Source organism: Runella sp. (assembly GCF_965279615.1).
Classification (GTDB): Bacteria; Bacteroidota; Bacteroidia; order Cytophagales; family Spirosomataceae; genus Runella.
The window spans coordinates 6,268,324-6,283,929 of sequence record NZ_OZ257252.1; the positions used below are offsets into that span (position 1 = coordinate 6,268,324).

Here is a 15,606-nt window from a genome sequence, read left to right on the forward strand (position 1 = left end):
AAAAAAGTCGGCTACAAGTGCAGCCGACTTCCACAGGAACAAGAACCAAACTTTTACATTTGAAATTTTACATTTAAACTTTTTCGATTCTAAGTATTACTTACTTCAAGCCACCCACCATATCCTCAGGGCGAACCCATTCGTCGAACTGCTCGGACGTCATGTGTGTGAAGTCAAGTCCTTTGAGTTCAAATTCGAGCGACGCCTGCTTGAGCGTAATGCCGCGTTTGTGGGCGTCTTGGGCAATGGCGGCGGCGTTGTAATAGCCGATTTTTGGGTTCAAGGCCGTTACCAACATCAATGAATTATGCACGTGTTTACGGATGTTTTCGGTCAAAGGTTCGATGCCAACCGCACATTTATCATTGAAAGCCACGCACACATCGCCGATCAAACGCGCCGAGTGCAGAAAGTTATAGATCATGACAGGCTTAAATACGTTTAATTCAAAATGGCCGTTTGAGCCGCCAATGTTGATGGTTACGTCATTGCCCATCACTTGACAGGCCACCATCGTCATGGCTTCGCACTGCGTAGGGTTTACTTTGCCAGGCATAATAGAACTACCGGGCTCATTGTCAGGAATATAGATTTCGCCTATTCCCGCGCGCGGACCTGATGAAAGCATCCGAACGTCGTTGGCGATTTTCATCAAACTTACAGCTACCGTTTTCAAGGCACCATGCGCTTCCACAATGGCATCGTGAGCGGCCAAGGCTTCAAATTTGTTTTCGGCAGTAATGAAAGGTAAACCCGTCAAAGCGGCAATGTGGCCCGCTACGTTTTCGGAATAACCTTTCGGAGTGTTGATTCCCGTTCCAACGGCAGTACCGCCTAACGCCAACTCTGACAAATGCGCCAAGGTATTGTTAATGGCGCGAAGACCGTGATCCAATTGCGAAACATAGCCTGAAAACTCTTGCCCGAGTGTCAGAGGCGTTGCATCCATGAAGTGCGTACGGCCGATTTTTACCACATCTTTGAACGCTTCTGACTTGGCTTTGAGCGTATTACGGAGTTTTTCGATGCCGGGAATGGTCACTTCCGCCAGAATTTTATAGGCCGCAATGTGCATTGCTGTGGGGAAGGTATCATTAGACGATTGCGATTTGTTGACGTCGTCGTTGGGATTCAAATATTTCTTTTCATCCAACAATGAGCCGCCATTGATAACGTGCGCGCGGTAGGCGATCACTTCGTTGCAGTTCATGTTTGACTGCGTTCCGGAACCTGTCTGCCAAACCACCAACGGAAATTGATCATTTAGTTTGCCGTCCAGAATTTCGTCACATACTTGCGAAATCAGATTTTTCTTGTCTTCAGGAAGAATGCCGGCTTCGAAGTTTGTGATAGCAGCGGCTTTTTTCAGGTATGCAAATGCCCGAATGATTTCTTTGGGCATTTTGTTAATATCTTGTGCAATCGGGAAGTTCATGATAGAACGCTGGGTTTGTGCGCCCCAATACACATCGGCCGGTACTTCTACCTTGCCCATGGTGTCTTTTTCGATACGGTATTCCATTATTTTGATTGATTGAATGTGTGATTATGGGAATGCTTAATCAAGATCAGTTGCGCAAAAGTAAACACAAAACGCTGAATCGCTTTTGATAGAAATCATAATCTCTCTAAATTTACCAAAAAAACAAAAGAGAATGGCAGCAACAGCAACACTCCGAAAACAACGCCTCATGCTGGACATACAAGTAACTCCTAAACAAAAAAAGGCTTTGATGAGTGTACTTAAAGCATTGGATATTGAAATAAAGCAACGCGAACTTACCGAGGAAGAAGAAGATACAGCCTTGTATTTGGCAATGGAGGAGGGAAAGAAAGAGGGAAGGGCTACCGAAAAAGATAAACAGGAATTTGAAAAATGGCTTTTTGAGAAGTAGCATTATGAAATACGATTACGAAAATGCTTATTTGAGAGATGCTAAAAAGTTACCTGATTCAGTAATTTCATTGCTTCAAAATATAATCCTGTCAGTTAGAGAAGCTAAGAAGCTTCAGGATATTCCAAACCTCAAGAAATTATCCGGTTATAAAAATGCGTATCGAATTCGGATAGGAGACTATCGTATCGGTCTCTATGTGGAAGGGAAATATTGGTGTTTGCCCGAATCATGCCCCGTAAAGAAATCTATCGCTTTTTTCCTTAATTTACCCATCTAAAATGTTGCATAAAGTCTTAAAAGTAAACTCTAACGATAACGTTATTGTAGCCCTGCGCGATCTGCCGGCGGGAGAAGTGGTTGATTTTGAAGGAGAAAAGTACGAATTGCCTTATACCGTTTACGCCAAGCATAAGTTCGTAACGCAGGACTTAGCCATTGGCGATGCCGTCATGATGTATGGGGTGTTGGTGGGCCGCGCCTCGCAACCTATTAAACGTGGTGAGCCCATTACAACCTATAATTTGAAACATGATTCGGAGCCTTACAGCACTGCCAAGCGCCAACCGTATAGCTGGACACCGCCTGATGTGAGCAAATGGGTAGGACGTACTTTCAAAGGATACAAACGATCAGACGGCAAAGTGGGTACGTATAACTATTGGTTGGTGATACCGTTGGTATTTTGCGAAAACCGCAATGTGTTGACCCTAAAAGACGCTTTTGAGCGTGAATTGGGATATGCCCAACCTGATCTTTATCGTGATCAGGTACGTGAATTTCTGCATCTGTATCAGCACGGCCAAATGGATGTCATCAAAAAGATCGAGCCTTTTGTTGGCATGGTATCCCCCGGTACTTTAAGTGAAACAAAGCGGCCTTTTAAGAACGTAGACGGTATCAAATTTCTGACCCACGAAGGTGGCTGCGGCGGTACGCGGCAGGATGCGCATACGCTGTGTTCGTTGTTTGCGTCGTATGCTGTACATCCTAACGTTGCCGGTATTACGGTGTTGAGTTTGGGGTGTCAGAATTCCGAAGAAAAGATTTTGATGGATGAAATACACAAACGCAGTCCGCATTTTGATAAGCCGTTGTACATTTTTGAACAACAACAGGGCACTGAAGCCGAGATGATGTCAGGGGCGATCAAACAAACATTCTTAGGTTTGATCAAAGCCGATCAACATGAGCGCGAAGATGTGCCTATTACGGAATTGGTGATAGGGTTGAAATGTGGCGGCTCAGATGGATTTTCGGGAATTTCGGCCAATCCTGTATTGGGCCAAGTGTCGGATATTTTAGTGGCCTTGGGTGGAAAAACATTGTTGGCAGAATTTCCTGAATTGCATGGTGTGGAACAGGAATTATTGAATCGCTGCGTCACGGAAGAAAAAGCCGCCAAGTTTGAAAAGCTCATGCGCGACTATTCGGGCAAAGCCGACGCTGTCGGTTCAGCGTTTGCGTTCAACCCTTCGCCGGGAAATATCAAAGACGGACTCATTACCGACGCCATCAAATCGGCGGGCGCCGCCAAAAAAGGTGGTTCTGCTCCGATTCAGGACGTGACAAATTATACCGAAATATCTTCGGAAAAAGGGTTACAACTCGTTTGTACGCCCGGCAATGACGTAGAAGCCACTACGGGTAAAACAGCGGCCGGCGCGACCGTGATTCTTTTTACGACAGGTTTAGGAACACCAACGGGAAACCCGATTTGCCCGGTAATGAAAGTAGCGACCAATTCAACATTAGCCAATAAAATGTCGGATGTCATTGATTTTGATTGCGGCCCTGTAGTAACGGGAGAGCAAACCATTCAACAAAATGCCGATGCATTGTTGGAAGAAATTATTCAGGTAGCCAGCGGCAAACTCACTCACGCTCAGCGCTTAGCACAGGATGATTTTATCCCTTGGAAACGAGGCGTTTCGTTGTAGATTTATTAACTATCGGACGGTTTCAAACCGTCCGATAGTTAATAGAACACCCTTTAATTACTCCCCGCAGGCTTTCCTAAACGCACTGTTACGGGGTTAGCCCTCACGATTGGATTACCTGTTTTATTACCCTCCGCATCTTTTTCAAAAAGCATCGCATAGATCGTCAGATCAATGTAATTATTACTTCCAAAACCCGTACAGCTTTGGGCCATTAGTTTACGGCCATCCCATTGAGCGGTATTATCGCTGTAATTACCGCTTTGTCCATTGGCAAAAAGATAATCTACGGAAAGATCAACATAGTAGCGACTCAAATCCCGTGATGAGGTATAAAACAAACTGATTTCAAACAGGCTGTTCCCATTTTGACATCCGTTGACTCGTACCAGACTTTGAGTGGCACTCGTAATGTCGAACGAGGGCATGGGGTCATTTTTCTTTGAACAAGAGAACACAGTAAGCAGTAAAGCCAAGGCGATGGATAATTTAAGCGTTTTCATGGTTGTTGAATTGTAAGGTGAAAGATTGATTTTGATTGAGACAAAATTCGGGTATTTTCGGACGCTCGTAAATCTCCATTCACCTGTAATTCAATTCGATGGAAACCTGTATTTTGAAAGTATAGGTAAATATATAGTAACCGACAAAGGGCTGATTTCTGCGATTTTATTGGTTGATGAAAGCCTTATCAAAAAGAGTTCTATGTAACTTTGCTGCATCATGTTACAGAAAACAGCCACTCTTTATCGAAATGCCTACGGCGGTATCTCCCGCGAGATCTGGCTTTTAGCCTTTGTCATGTTTATTAATCGTTCCGGAACGATGGTCATTCCATTCATGAGCGTATACCTGACGCAGGCGTTGCACTTCAGCCTTCCCAATGCCGGTTTGGTCGTGAGTTGTGCGGGAGCAGGAGGTATTTTGGGGACGTATTTTGGGGGTAAATTGACCGATAAAGTAGGCCATTATTACGTTCAGTTTGGGAGTTTAGCGCTGGGCGGGATGATGTTTTTTGTGTTGATGCAAATGCATACGTTGCCTACTTTGTGTGCTACTACTTTTTGTTTGAGCCTGGTAGGAGAAGCGTTTCGTCCGGCCAATTCTACCTCCATTGCTTTTTACAGTACGCCCGAAAATCGAACACGTTCTTATGCCATCAATCGTTTGGCTATCAATTTGGGTTGGGCGATCGGCCCCGCATTGGGTGGTTTTTTCGCAACCATTGGTTACAAATACCTTTTCATTGCCGACGGTATCACCAATATTTCTGCCGCGCTGGTATTGGTTTTATTGCTCAAAAATCGGAACAAAGTGCATGCTTCCGAGGGAAACACCGATGCCGTAATAACGTTGCCGCAATCGGCTTTTCGGGACGGTATTTATATGCGTTTCCTGGTATTTACTATTTTGTTTGCCATTGGGTTTATGCAGTTTTTCAGCATTGTGCCCGTTTTCTGGAAAACGCAACTGCACGTCAGCGAATTTCATATTGGGTTGCTGTTGGGTGCCAACGGCTTGTTGGTGGCTCTTTTTGAAATGATTTTGATCTATAACATTGAGCCGTTGCGCCCTAAACTTACTTTCATTAGCTGGGGCATTCTTTTTTGCGGATTCAGTTATCTATTATTCATTGTTTTTCAGGGATTTGTCTGGATACTGCCCTTTGCTGTTGTTACCATTACCATTAGCGAAATGCTCGCAATGCCGTTCATGAATTCGTTTTCAATCGAACGTTCTACTCCTCAAACGCGTGGGCAGTATTCTGCCCTGTACTCCATGTGCTATTCGATTGCACAGGTGGCGGCTCCTGTTTTGGGTGGACAAATCGCTGCGGCTTACGGTTATTATGTCCTTTGGGGCGTGATCATCGGATTTATGTTGGTGGCTTTTGTTGGCTTTCGGTGGGTAAAGTTTCTGACTGAAAAATAAAGAAAGTGGGTTTGAGACCATAGTATATAGTTGGATTTGAATATTTCACATGTTGGATTTGAGAATCCGGCAACACTTATTGCAGCACTTCACCGGAACAAAAAATGCCGACTTTCGAGAGAAAGTCGGCATTCAGTTGCAAACACTGTTTCACTTCAACCCTTAGATACGAATCACGTTCGTATCCGTTGACTCTTTGATGGCCGGGGGTAATACTGCCCACAAGATAATATAGATCATTACAACGGGTATTCCTGCGGTAAAGAAAAAGGCCATCACGAACAGGAAGCGTACCAGTGCACGATCTATCTCGAAATGGTGCGCCATCCCTGCGGCAACTCCACCAATAACTGATTGATTAGTAATACGATATAATCTGTTTGTTTCCATGGCTATTTTAGTTTTTTGAATGCTTTCTCTGTTATTTCAGGCTGTTATTGTGTATCAAAAGTAGATAGTAATTCAATCGACTGCAACGCAATTTAAAGCAATGGAATCGGGGCTTGATGAATGGATATTTTTGGTGATAATGCGTCAATTTTCTAAAGTTTGGAACGGGTGCATCCAACCTTTCAGTATGTGTATTTAGAAATGAATTTCTGTTATTTTTGTTGAAGAGGCAGTAAGTCAAAACCGAGTTGACTTTTTTAGAAGTAACCCACTCAGAAATTAAGAACAAGCAGATGTCCTTTTTAAACATTGATTCCATTAAAGAACGTACTTTCGACGCCATTGTCATCGGCACAGGAATAAGCGGAGGCTGGGCGGCCAAAGAGTTGACCGGTAAAGGATTAAGAACGCTCGTTCTGGAGCGCGGACGCGATGTAAAGCATATTACCGATTACCCAACGGCCATGAAAAATCCGTGGGAATTTCCGCATTTAGGACAAGTCCCGCTGGAGATCAAACAAAAAAGCCCTGCGTCGAGCGGTCATTACATATTTAGCGAAGCTACGCTGCATTTTGTGGTTAAAGATTATGAGCATCCGTTTGTGCAGGATAAGCCTTTTTCATGGATGCGTGGTTATCAGGTAGGAGGGCGGTCGTTGTTGTGGGCACGCCAGACGCAGCGTTGGTCGGACTTTGATTTTGAAGGCCCCGCCCGTGATGGTTTTGCGGTCGATTGGCCTATTCGTTACGCCGACATTGCACCTTGGTACAGTTATGTAGAAAAATTTGCGGGAATTTCGGGTAACAAAGACGGTCTGCCAAGTCTGCCCGATGGTGAATTTTTGCCACCTCACGAAATGAGCTGTGTTGAAAAACATTTCAGTCAACAGGTTGCGAAGAATTATAAAGACCGCCATATTATTATTGGTCGAACCGCTAATCTCACCGAGCCAAAACAAATTCATTATGCACAAGGCCGTGCCAAGTGCCAACATCGGACGCTTTGTGAGCGTGGTTGCCCCTACGGTGGCTATTTCAGTACGAATTCTTCCACTTTGCCGTGGGCCGAGAGAACCGGCAAAATGACCCTGCGACCTCATTCGGTAGTGCATTCGATCATTTACGATGAACAAAAAAAGAAGGCAACAGGTGTACGCGTTATTGACGCCAACACCAAGGAGATGACGGAATATTACGCTAAAATCATTTTCCTGAATGCTTCGGCACTTAATTCCAATTTGATTTTACTCAATTCTCAGTCCAATCGCTTTCCAAACGGCTTTGGTAATGACAGCGGTGTGTTGGGAAAATACATTGGGTTTCATAATTATCGCGGCAGAGTTTCGGCTGAATACGATGGATTTCATGATACTACGACCGAAGGTAAGCGTCCCAACGGCGCTTATTTACCGCGTTTTCGAAATGTATTTAAACAGGAAACGGATTTTCTTCGGGGCTATGCGGCGTCAGTTGGGTCGTCTAAAATCGGCAATTCAAACGATGATTTTTGGGGCGAAAGCCTGAAAGAACATTTGGAGAAACCTTCGGAGAATGGCTGGAATATGGGTGCCAATATGATGGGCGAAGTGTTGACAAAAGAAAGCAATTTTATACGTCTTGACCCTAATTTGAAAGACGATTGGGGTATTCCGCAATTGCGCATGTCGGTCGATTTTGATGATAACGACATGAAAATGGTGAAAGATTTTTACGAACAGTTTACGGAAATGTTTACGAAGGCGGGCTTCACCAATATCAAAACGATGGATACCAAGCGAGTGCCGGGCAACGAAAACCACGAAATGGGCGGGATTCGCATGGGGAAAGACCCTAAAACGTCCATGCTTAATAAGTGGAATCAAATGCACGCCTGTAAAAATGTATTCGTGACCGACGGAGGTTGCATGACCTCCACTTCTACCCAGAATCCATCCCTTACGTATATGGCGCTTACCGCCCGTGCGGCAGATTATGCCGTGAAGGAGATGCGGAAGGGTAACATATAAAAGGAAAGCGTTACAAACGCACATTTCGCTCGTTCGCGTTGCCTACGCAAACGAGCGAAAAATCAGTATCAGCCGCGTTGTGATTTTCAATTACTCTTCCGACTTATTTTTAAGACTCATCAGCAACGTATACGCTCCTTTCACCACAAAATTTTGATGGGTTGTGTCAGAGTTGAAAATTTCAGTAAAGCCGTTTTCGGTGTTGCCGATTTGTACTTCTTTCATTTCAAACTGCGTTGCTGTTTTTTTAAGAAAAGCGTATTGTTTGCCTTCGTAGCGCACAATGGCATTTTCGGGCAATACGTAAGCGCTGTTGTTTTTGATCTCTACTTCGGCGTTCATGTACGTTCCCGGAATGAGGGCTTTGTCGTAGTTTTTGAAATGACACTGTACTTCGCTCACGCGGTCTGCGGTGAGGTCTTTTCCAATCATAATAATTTCAGAAAGGTATTTTTTATCGGGGCGATTGTTGGTAAAAGTCATGATTTTTTGCCCGATAAAGAGTTTATCTACGTCTTTTTCAAACACCTTCAGCGCCAGGTGAATATCGGTCGGATTGATGAGTTCAAACATCACTTCGGTCGGTGAAACGTACTTGCCGATGTTGCTGTTGATTTTTGAAACATAACCACTGATGGGTGAATAAATATTGACAGTTCGGGAAATATTGTCTTCGGTCAATTTCGCTGGATTTATACCCGCCAATTTTAACTTTTCGGCCAAAGCACTCAACAATACCCGCTGCCCTCTAAATTCCGCTTCCGATTGCTGATAGACCTTGTCGCTGCTGGCTTTACTTTGATTCAGGTCTTTTTGACGCAGGTACTCGTTTTCCAGAAAATTGATTTTTGATTTGGCCGTCAAATAATCCTGCTGCAACTGAATATACTGCTGGTCTTCAATCACAGCCAACAATTGCCCCTTGCGCACGTTCATTCCCACCAACAAATCCGTGTTTTTCAAATAACCGCCCATCGGTACGCTGATGGAAACCACGTTTTGTGGCGGTACTTCTATCTTCCCGTTTACTTTCAAAACCGAGGAAATTTGCTTTTGCTCTAAAGGCCCCGTCACAATTCCTGCGTTTTTGATTTGAATTTCGGTGAGTTTGATGGCGTTTTCGTTGGTTGGCGCCGCCGCCGTTTGTTCTTCGGGCGTCTTGCTGCCGCAGGCGGTCAATAAGCCAAGCAATGCGATGAATATGATGGTATTTTTCATGGGGATTGTCTATTTGTTGTTGAAATAATTGAGTTGGATAACGGCCTCATTCAGGTTTCGAACGGCATCTACGTAATCGTTTCGGACGGTCGTGGCCTGATTCACCAATTGCACCCATTCGAGGTAATTGATGTTTCCCGCAAATAACTGTTGGTTGGCCGTCGACGTAATCAAACGGGCGTTAGCCAGGGCCGTACTTTCAAAATAAGCCACCGTTTGGGCGAATTTATCGTATTGATTTTGAGCCGTTTTGTACTCAATATCGAGCGACTGCAAACCCACCGAATAATTGCTTTCGGCCACAAGTTGAAGCACTTTGGCACTATTGATTTGGGCTTTTTGAGCCGCCGTAAAAATAGGAATCCCTACCCCCAACTGCACCGACTGAAATCGGTGCATGCCCGAATAGGTTTTATTGTCGGCCCCCACGCCCCGGATGCTACCGTTGCTGTACATCACCGAAAGATTGGGCAGCAGTCGTGCTTTTTCGACCTCGACGGAGGCGGTCGTAATGGCTTGTTGCTGTTTCAGCAACTGCATAAACGGGTGCTCGTTTAATGACATCTCAGCGGCCGTTCTTGCGAGTTTGAAGTTGTTGGCAGAAGGGGTAAAAGGGGTGGAAGTATTGAGCAACAACTGAAACTGCAACTGCATCATGTCAATATCCTGCAAAAGCTGATTGAGTTGCGTCGTAATTTGTCCCAATTGAGTTTCGGCGGTGGCTTTTTCCAACACATTGCTTTCACCTTTCGACAAACGCAACTCGGCTCTTTTGAAAAAATCGGTATAAAGCGTGTCGGCAAATTGCAGCAATTGTCGTTTTTGTTGCAGGTACATTAAGCCGTAAAAAACCTGCGTCACCTGTTTTTTCAACATAACTTCCCGTACATTGACCGCCAAAAGGCTTCGTTTCCATTCTTCGTTCAACAAACTTTTTTGCGTGGAATAGACTCTCGGAAAACTGAATGCCTGCCCGATGCTGATTTTTGAATCCACGTAGGCGCTGTTGATTTGCCCGATTTCGGCGGTGGCATTGGCCTGCGGTAAGTTCTTGGCCGTTTTCAGCAACGCTTGTTGGTAGGTCGAAATCAGTTTTTCATTTTTTACCAACAGGTTGTTCTTTAGAGCTGTATCAATAGCCGCCTGCAAGGTGATGGGCGTTTGAGCATGGACGTTGTTGCCCCAAAAACCTAACAATAAAAGAATAATCGCAGTAGTTTTTTTAACAGGTTTAATACCCACTTTTTCAAAAACCATGTACAAAACGGGCAGCACAAACAGCGTCAGAAAAGTAGCTATCAGCAGACCGCCAATTACGACTGTGGCCAAGGGGCGCTGCACTTCGGCCCCTGCACCGTTGCTGAGAGCCATCGGCAAAAAGCCGAGGGATGCAACAAACGCCGTCATCAAAACGGGACGAAGGCGCACTTTTGTGCCATTCAAAACAATGTTTTTTGTATCATCTAATCCACTTGCTTTGAGACGATTAAACTCTGCAATCAGTACAATGCCATTCAGCACTGCCACGCCAAATAACGCAATAAATCCTACCCCTGCGCTAATGCTGAACGGCATCCCGCGCATCGCCAAAAACAAAATACCCCCAATGGCCGACAGCGGAATGGCCGAGTAAATCAGCAAGCCCTGTTTGACCGAATGGAAGGCAAAAAAGAGCAGTAAAAATATCAGAATCAGCGACACGGGTACGGCAATCATGAGGCGGGCTTTGGCAGCGTTGAGGTTTTCAAATGCACCACCGTAAGTCACGTAATAGCCCGCAGGAAAACGAATTTGTTTCTCTACTTTGGCTTGCAGTTCGGTGACAATTGTCTGTACGTCGCGGCCTCGAACGTTGAACCCTACCACAATCCGACGTTTGGCATCCTCGCGTTGGATTTGATTCGGGCCTTCTTTGATTTGAACATCAGCCAATTGATACAGCGGAACTTGCGTTCCCTGCGGCGTAGGAATCAGCAGGTTTTGAACGGCGGTTACGTCCTTTTTTTGCTCACCGCCGAGGCGTACAACCAAATCAAAGCGTTTTTCTCCCTCAAAAACCATTCCGCTGCTTTGTCCCGCAAAAGCTGTATTGACCACCCGATTGATGTCGGCGATGTTGAGGTTGTACTGGGCAATGGCATTCCGATTGTACTGAATAATTATTTGGGGCATCCCCGATACCGACTCTACGTACAGATTTTTTGCCCCTTCCACGGTGCTGATGAGGCTTCCCAATTGATGAGCATAAGCCGCCAACGTATCCAAATCCTCGCCAAAAATCTTGCAAACCACGTCTTGCCGCGCTCCCGTCATCAACTCATTGAACCGCATCTGCACCGGATACTGAAAACCGGCCGTTACGCCCGGGATTTCAGACAAGGCGACTCCCATTTTTTCGGCCAATTCGTTAAACGTTTTTGCCGAAGACCACTCGCTTTTGTCCTTCAAAATCACCATCATATCGCTGGCTTCCATCGGCATGGGGTCGGTCGGAACTTCGCCGCTGCCTATTTTGGTCACCACTTTTTCCACTTCGGGAAAGCGACTTTTGAGAATATGAGCCGCTTTTTGAGTATTGACAATCGTCGTCGTCAAGTTGCTGCCCGTCAGCACCCGCGTGTCTACCGCAAAATCGCCTTCTTCGAGGGCAGGAATGAATTCACCGCCTAAGGTTGAAAACACAAAAAGTGCAAGAGCGAAAAGCGAGAGCGTAGCGATTAAGACCGTTTTGGGAAAATCAACGACTTTGTTCAGGGCATTTTGATACGCATTTTCCACCTTAGCCATGAGTCGATCCGAGAAATTGAGGTCGTGTTTGATTTTCTTACTCAAAAACACTGCACTCATCATCGGAATGTAGGTCAGTGACAGGATGAATGCCCCCAACAACGCAAACGCCACCGTCTGCGCCATGGGTTTGAACATTTTTCCTTCGATGCCCTGTAGGGTAAAAATGGGTAGATACACCACCAAAATGATGATTTGACCAAACACGGCACTGTTCATCATCTTGCCTGCCGATTGATTTACCTCAGCATCCATTTGTGGCTGACTAAGCTGTGCAATGCCGCTGAATTTCTTATTGTGAGACAGTTGGTGCATGACGGCTTCGACAATGATCACGGCTCCATCCACAATCAACCCAAAATCCAGCGCCCCCAAGCTCATCAAATTGCCGCTGACGCCGAAGAGGTTCATCATGATAATGGCAAACAACATCGCCAACGGAATCACTGATGCCACCAAAAGCCCTGCTCGGAAATTACCCAGAAACAGCACTAACACAAAAATCACAATCAACGCCCCTTCCAAGAGGTTTTTTTCTACCGTTCCGATGGCGTTGTTCACCATTTTGGTTCTGTCCAAAAACGGCTCAATGACTACGCCTTCGGGCAGGGTTTTCTGAATTTGGGCAATGCGCTCTTTTACCACTTTAATCACTTCGCTGCTGTTTGCCCCTTTCAGCATCATCACCACGGCCCCGGCCACTTCGCCTTGGTCGTTGTAAGTCATGGCGCCGAAACGAGTGGCAAAACCGATTTTTACGTCGGCCACGTCACCGATGAATAGGGGCGTACCGCCGCTGAGGCTTTTGATGGAAATATTTTTGATGTCATCCATGCCACCGACCAAGCCTTCGCTGCGGATGTACAAAACGGTGGAAGCTTTTTCGATGTACGAACCGCCGGTGTTTTGATTGTTGTTTTCGAGGGCTTTAAATACGTCGTTGATGGTGATGTTGTTGGCCTGTAACTTTGCGGGGTCTACTTCAATGGAATATTGTTTGAGTTTGCCGCCAAAACTGCTGACCTCGGCCACGCCTTTTACTCCTAACAATTGCCGACGGACAATCCAATCCTGAATGGTGCGCAGGTCGGTTTCGTTGTATTTGCTCTCATAGCCGTCTTTGGGACGCACCACGTATTGGTAAATTTCACCCAAACCCGTCGTAACAGGTCCCAATTCGGGTACACCAACCCCTTGAGGAATAGCTGATTGTACTTTTTGCAAGCGTTCGGATACCTGCTGACGAGCCCAATAAATATCAGTTTCGTCGTCAAACACGATGGTCACAAGCGACAGGCCAAATCGGGAAAAACTTCGGATTTCGTGCATTCCGGAAATATTGCTGTTGGCTTGCTCAATGGGAAACGTAATGAGACGTTCTATGTCGGTCGCGCCAAAAGACGGAGCAATGGTGATGACCTGAACCTGATTGTTGGTAATGTCGGGAACGGCGTCAATAGGGAGTTTAGTGACTTCGTAGGTGCCGTAGCCGAGGAGGGCGATGACAAACAGCCCGATGATGAGTTTATTCCTGACGGAAAACTCAATGATTGAATTTAACATAAAAATAGAATTTAATGAAATAACAGAACACCCTCATCGAAACCGATGAAGGATTGAAAGTGAGCTGAATAGCTCGCTCAGAAGTTATTCATTAAACGAATTGGGGCGGCTGCCAAATGGAATCCAAGTGCGCCGAAAGAAGATGCGAATCCGAATAAAAAGACGTTTTTTCTTTGGAAAGAATTACCACACTCGGGGTTAGTGGTACGAACGTCAAAAAGAGATAAATGGGGGCTTGAAACGAACTGCAATTATCGTGCGACTGAAAAGGGAGTTGATTGTCCCGTTCGGCATCGCCGTCGTCTGCGTGATTAATGGCGTAGTGATGATGGAGGAATTGAAAAAACGAAATGGAAGGGTTCTTTTGCTGATGCTCCTGAAAATGTATAATAAGTACCGGCAGCTTCAACAACTGACTGAACTCAGTAGCTGAAAACAGGTAAATGGTTAATAAAAGTCTTGAAATAATTGCTTTCACGTTGCAAAAGTAATCAATAACCTGATTCTATCTTCTATTTTTTTTACTGTTGATAACATTGAAGTTTGAGCGCTGTTTTCCCTATTTTTACAGAAAACTATCCTTATTCTTTCTAAACGCCGTCCTCTTCATGCTCATCAACAAACGTCAATTTCTCCAATCGCTGACCGGTTTGGCCGCTTTGCCGCAAATTAATTTAGAGGTACTTATGTCATCTGTGGAAGCACAATCGCCTCAGCAAGTGGCTCAAAATGAAGTATTTTGGTCTGAGTTACGTAAAGGTTTTACCGTAACCAAAGATTTCATTCACTTAGAGAACGGTTATTACGTGTTGGCTTCTAATGAAGTTCTTGAGTCGTACATTCAACATATTCGCGACATTAATCCGATTTCGTCACGCTATATGCGGACGCGGCAATTTGACGATAAATTAACAGTGCGAAAACAACTGGCCGATTTGGTAGGAGCTTCGCACGAGGAAGTGGTCATTACTCGCAATACCACCGAGTCGTTGGATACGATTATTTCCGGGATAGACTGGAAATCAGGAGATGAAGTCGTGATGGCAGTGCAGGATTATGGTGCGATGGTGGATATGTTCAAACAGCAGGCACGTCGTTACGGAATTGTCAATAAAATAATTTCAGTGCCCAATCATCCTGCTTCCGATGAAGAAATTGTGGAACTGTATGCGCAGGCCATCACGCCCAAAACGCGAATGCTGATGGTGTGTCATATCATCAACGTGACCGGTCATATTCTGCCCGTTCAAAAAATTGCCGACATGGCGCATGCCAAAGGCGTGGAAGTAATGGTAGACGGTGCCCATGCTGTAGGTCATTTTGATTTTAAAATTCCGGATCTGCATTGCGATTATTACGGAAGCAGTTTGCACAAATGGCTCGGCTGCCCGTTGGGAGCAGGATTATTGTATGTCAAAAAAGATAAAATCAAGCAGATTTGGCCGCTGATAGGTGAGACCAATTATCCCGACGATGATATTCGTAAACTAAACCACACCGGTACGCATCCGGTTCATACGGATTTGGCCTTGGCCGATGCTATCAAATTTCACCAAAAGATCGGTATTCAACGCAAAGAAGCACGTCTTCGTTATTTACAAAGTTATTGGACATCGCAAGTGAGAAATCATCCGGGGATTGTGGTTAACACACCCGCCGACCCCAAACGCCACGGTGCGATTGCCAACGTAGGCGTAACTAAACTCAAACCTGCCGATCTCGCCAAAATGCTCATGGACAAATACAAAATCTGGACGGTTGCCATCGACTATGCCAACGTTCACGGCGTGCGCGTAACCCCGCATTTATTTACCACAACTGACGACCTGGACGCATTGGTGAAGGCTTTGAAGGAATTGGCTTAAGTGTCTTGAC

The 15,606-nt window shown here is 45.3% G+C and carries 12 protein-coding genes; 6 read left to right on the top strand and 6 right to left on the bottom strand.

The window, feature by feature from the left end:
* Nucleotides 1-100 precede the first annotated feature (100 nt).
* A complete protein-coding gene (fumC, locus tag ACQY73_RS26245; protein WP_428656831.1) occupies nucleotides 101-1,522 on the bottom strand; it encodes a class II fumarate hydratase in 1,422 nt (473 codons plus the stop codon).
* Between the two features lie 133 nt (nucleotides 1,523-1,655).
* Between fumC and ACQY73_RS26250 the strand changes: the two genes are divergently transcribed.
* From ACQY73_RS26250 to ACQY73_RS26260, 3 genes are read left to right on the top strand one after another with little or no spacing between them, the layout of a single operon-like run.
* Nucleotides 1,656-1,895, top strand: a complete 240-nt coding sequence (locus ACQY73_RS26250) for a hypothetical protein (RefSeq protein WP_428656834.1) — start codon at nucleotides 1,656-1,658, stop codon at nucleotides 1,893-1,895.
* Nucleotides 1,896-1,899: 4 nt separating this feature from the next.
* Nucleotides 1,900-2,175 (top strand): type II toxin-antitoxin system RelE family toxin, encoded by a 276-nt coding sequence (locus tag ACQY73_RS26255; RefSeq protein ID WP_428656836.1) that lies wholly within the window; start codon nucleotides 1,900-1,902, stop codon nucleotides 2,173-2,175.
* A gap of 1 nt (nucleotide 2,176) precedes the next feature.
* A complete protein-coding gene (locus ACQY73_RS26260) occupies nucleotides 2,177-3,835 on the top strand; it encodes a UxaA family hydrolase (protein WP_428656839.1) in 1,659 nt (552 codons plus the stop codon).
* 53 nt (nucleotides 3,836-3,888) lie between these two features.
* On the opposite strand, the gene ACQY73_RS26265 is transcribed toward ACQY73_RS26260, so the two are convergent.
* Nucleotides 3,889-4,338: a hypothetical protein gene (locus tag ACQY73_RS26265; protein WP_428656841.1), complete on the bottom strand. Its 450-nt coding sequence runs from the start codon at nucleotides 4,336-4,338 to the stop codon at nucleotides 3,889-3,891.
* A gap of 220 nt (nucleotides 4,339-4,558) precedes the next feature.
* Between ACQY73_RS26265 and ACQY73_RS26270 the strand changes: the two genes are divergently transcribed.
* On the top strand, nucleotides 4,559-5,767 hold the full coding sequence (locus ACQY73_RS26270) for an MFS transporter (RefSeq protein WP_428656843.1): 1,209 nt from the start codon (nucleotides 4,559-4,561) through the stop codon (nucleotides 5,765-5,767).
* A gap of 162 nt (nucleotides 5,768-5,929) precedes the next feature.
* Here the strand turns inward: ACQY73_RS26270 and ACQY73_RS26275 are convergent, their stop codons facing one another.
* Nucleotides 5,930-6,157, bottom strand: a complete 228-nt coding sequence (locus ACQY73_RS26275; protein ID WP_428656846.1) for a PspC domain-containing protein — start codon at nucleotides 6,155-6,157, stop codon at nucleotides 5,930-5,932.
* A 293-nt stretch (nucleotides 6,158-6,450) separates the two neighbouring features.
* On the opposite strand from ACQY73_RS26275, the gene ACQY73_RS26280 reads away from it, so the two are divergent.
* Entirely contained in the window at nucleotides 6,451-8,163 is a 1,713-nt protein-coding gene (locus tag ACQY73_RS26280; protein WP_428656849.1) for a GMC oxidoreductase, read from the top strand.
* 90 nt (nucleotides 8,164-8,253) lie between these two features.
* Here the strand turns inward: ACQY73_RS26280 and ACQY73_RS26285 are convergent, their stop codons facing one another.
* The 3 genes from ACQY73_RS26285 to ACQY73_RS26295 all read right to left on the bottom strand — a co-directional run bounded on the left by ACQY73_RS26285 (nucleotide 8,254) and on the right by ACQY73_RS26295 (nucleotide 14,209).
* Nucleotides 8,254-9,381, bottom strand: a complete 1,128-nt coding sequence (locus ACQY73_RS26285; protein WP_428656852.1) for an efflux RND transporter periplasmic adaptor subunit — start codon at nucleotides 9,379-9,381, stop codon at nucleotides 8,254-8,256.
* Nucleotides 9,382-9,390: 9 nt separating this feature from the next.
* Entirely contained in the window at nucleotides 9,391-13,731 is a 4,341-nt protein-coding gene (locus ACQY73_RS26290) for a CusA/CzcA family heavy metal efflux RND transporter (RefSeq protein WP_428656854.1), read from the bottom strand.
* Between the two features lie 91 nt (nucleotides 13,732-13,822).
* Nucleotides 13,823-14,209 carry a hypothetical protein gene (locus tag ACQY73_RS26295; protein ID WP_428656856.1) on the bottom strand — a complete coding sequence of 129 codons (387 nt, stop codon included), beginning with the start codon at nucleotides 14,207-14,209 and terminating at the stop codon, nucleotides 13,823-13,825.
* A gap of 130 nt (nucleotides 14,210-14,339) precedes the next feature.
* Between ACQY73_RS26295 and ACQY73_RS26300 the strand changes: the two genes are divergently transcribed.
* On the top strand, nucleotides 14,340-15,596 hold the full coding sequence (locus tag ACQY73_RS26300) for an aminotransferase class V-fold PLP-dependent enzyme (RefSeq protein ID WP_428656858.1): 1,257 nt from the start codon (nucleotides 14,340-14,342) through the stop codon (nucleotides 15,594-15,596).
* The last annotated feature ends 10 nt before the right edge of the window (nucleotides 15,597-15,606 follow it).

Bases quoted from the DNA above. Each gene is read 5' to 3' on its own strand.
- ACQY73_RS26250 (WP_428656834.1), top strand. From the start codon at position 1,656: ATGGCAGCAACAGCAACACTCCGAAAACAACGCCTCATGCTGGACATA.
- ACQY73_RS26280 (WP_428656849.1), top strand. From the start codon at position 6,451: ATGTCCTTTTTAAACATTGATTCCATTAAAGAACGTACTTTCGACGCC.
- ACQY73_RS26255 (WP_428656836.1), top strand. From the start codon at position 1,900: ATGAAATACGATTACGAAAATGCTTATTTGAGAGATGCTAAAAAGTTA.
- fumC (WP_428656831.1), bottom strand. From the start codon at position 1,522: ATGGAATACCGTATCGAAAAAGACACCATGGGCAAGGTAGAAGTACCG.
- ACQY73_RS26300 (WP_428656858.1), top strand. From the start codon at position 14,340: ATGCTCATCAACAAACGTCAATTTCTCCAATCGCTGACCGGTTTGGCC.
- ACQY73_RS26260 (WP_428656839.1), top strand. From the start codon at position 2,177: ATGTTGCATAAAGTCTTAAAAGTAAACTCTAACGATAACGTTATTGTA.
- ACQY73_RS26275 (WP_428656846.1), bottom strand. From the start codon at position 6,157: ATGGAAACAAACAGATTATATCGTATTACTAATCAATCAGTTATTGGT.
- ACQY73_RS26270 (WP_428656843.1), top strand. From the start codon at position 4,559: ATGTTACAGAAAACAGCCACTCTTTATCGAAATGCCTACGGCGGTATC.
- ACQY73_RS26290 (WP_428656854.1), bottom strand. From the start codon at position 13,731: ATGTTAAATTCAATCATTGAGTTTTCCGTCAGGAATAAACTCATCATC.
- ACQY73_RS26285 (WP_428656852.1), bottom strand. From the start codon at position 9,381: ATGAAAAATACCATCATATTCATCGCATTGCTTGGCTTATTGACCGCC.
- ACQY73_RS26265 (WP_428656841.1), bottom strand. From the start codon at position 4,338: ATGAAAACGCTTAAATTATCCATCGCCTTGGCTTTACTGCTTACTGTG.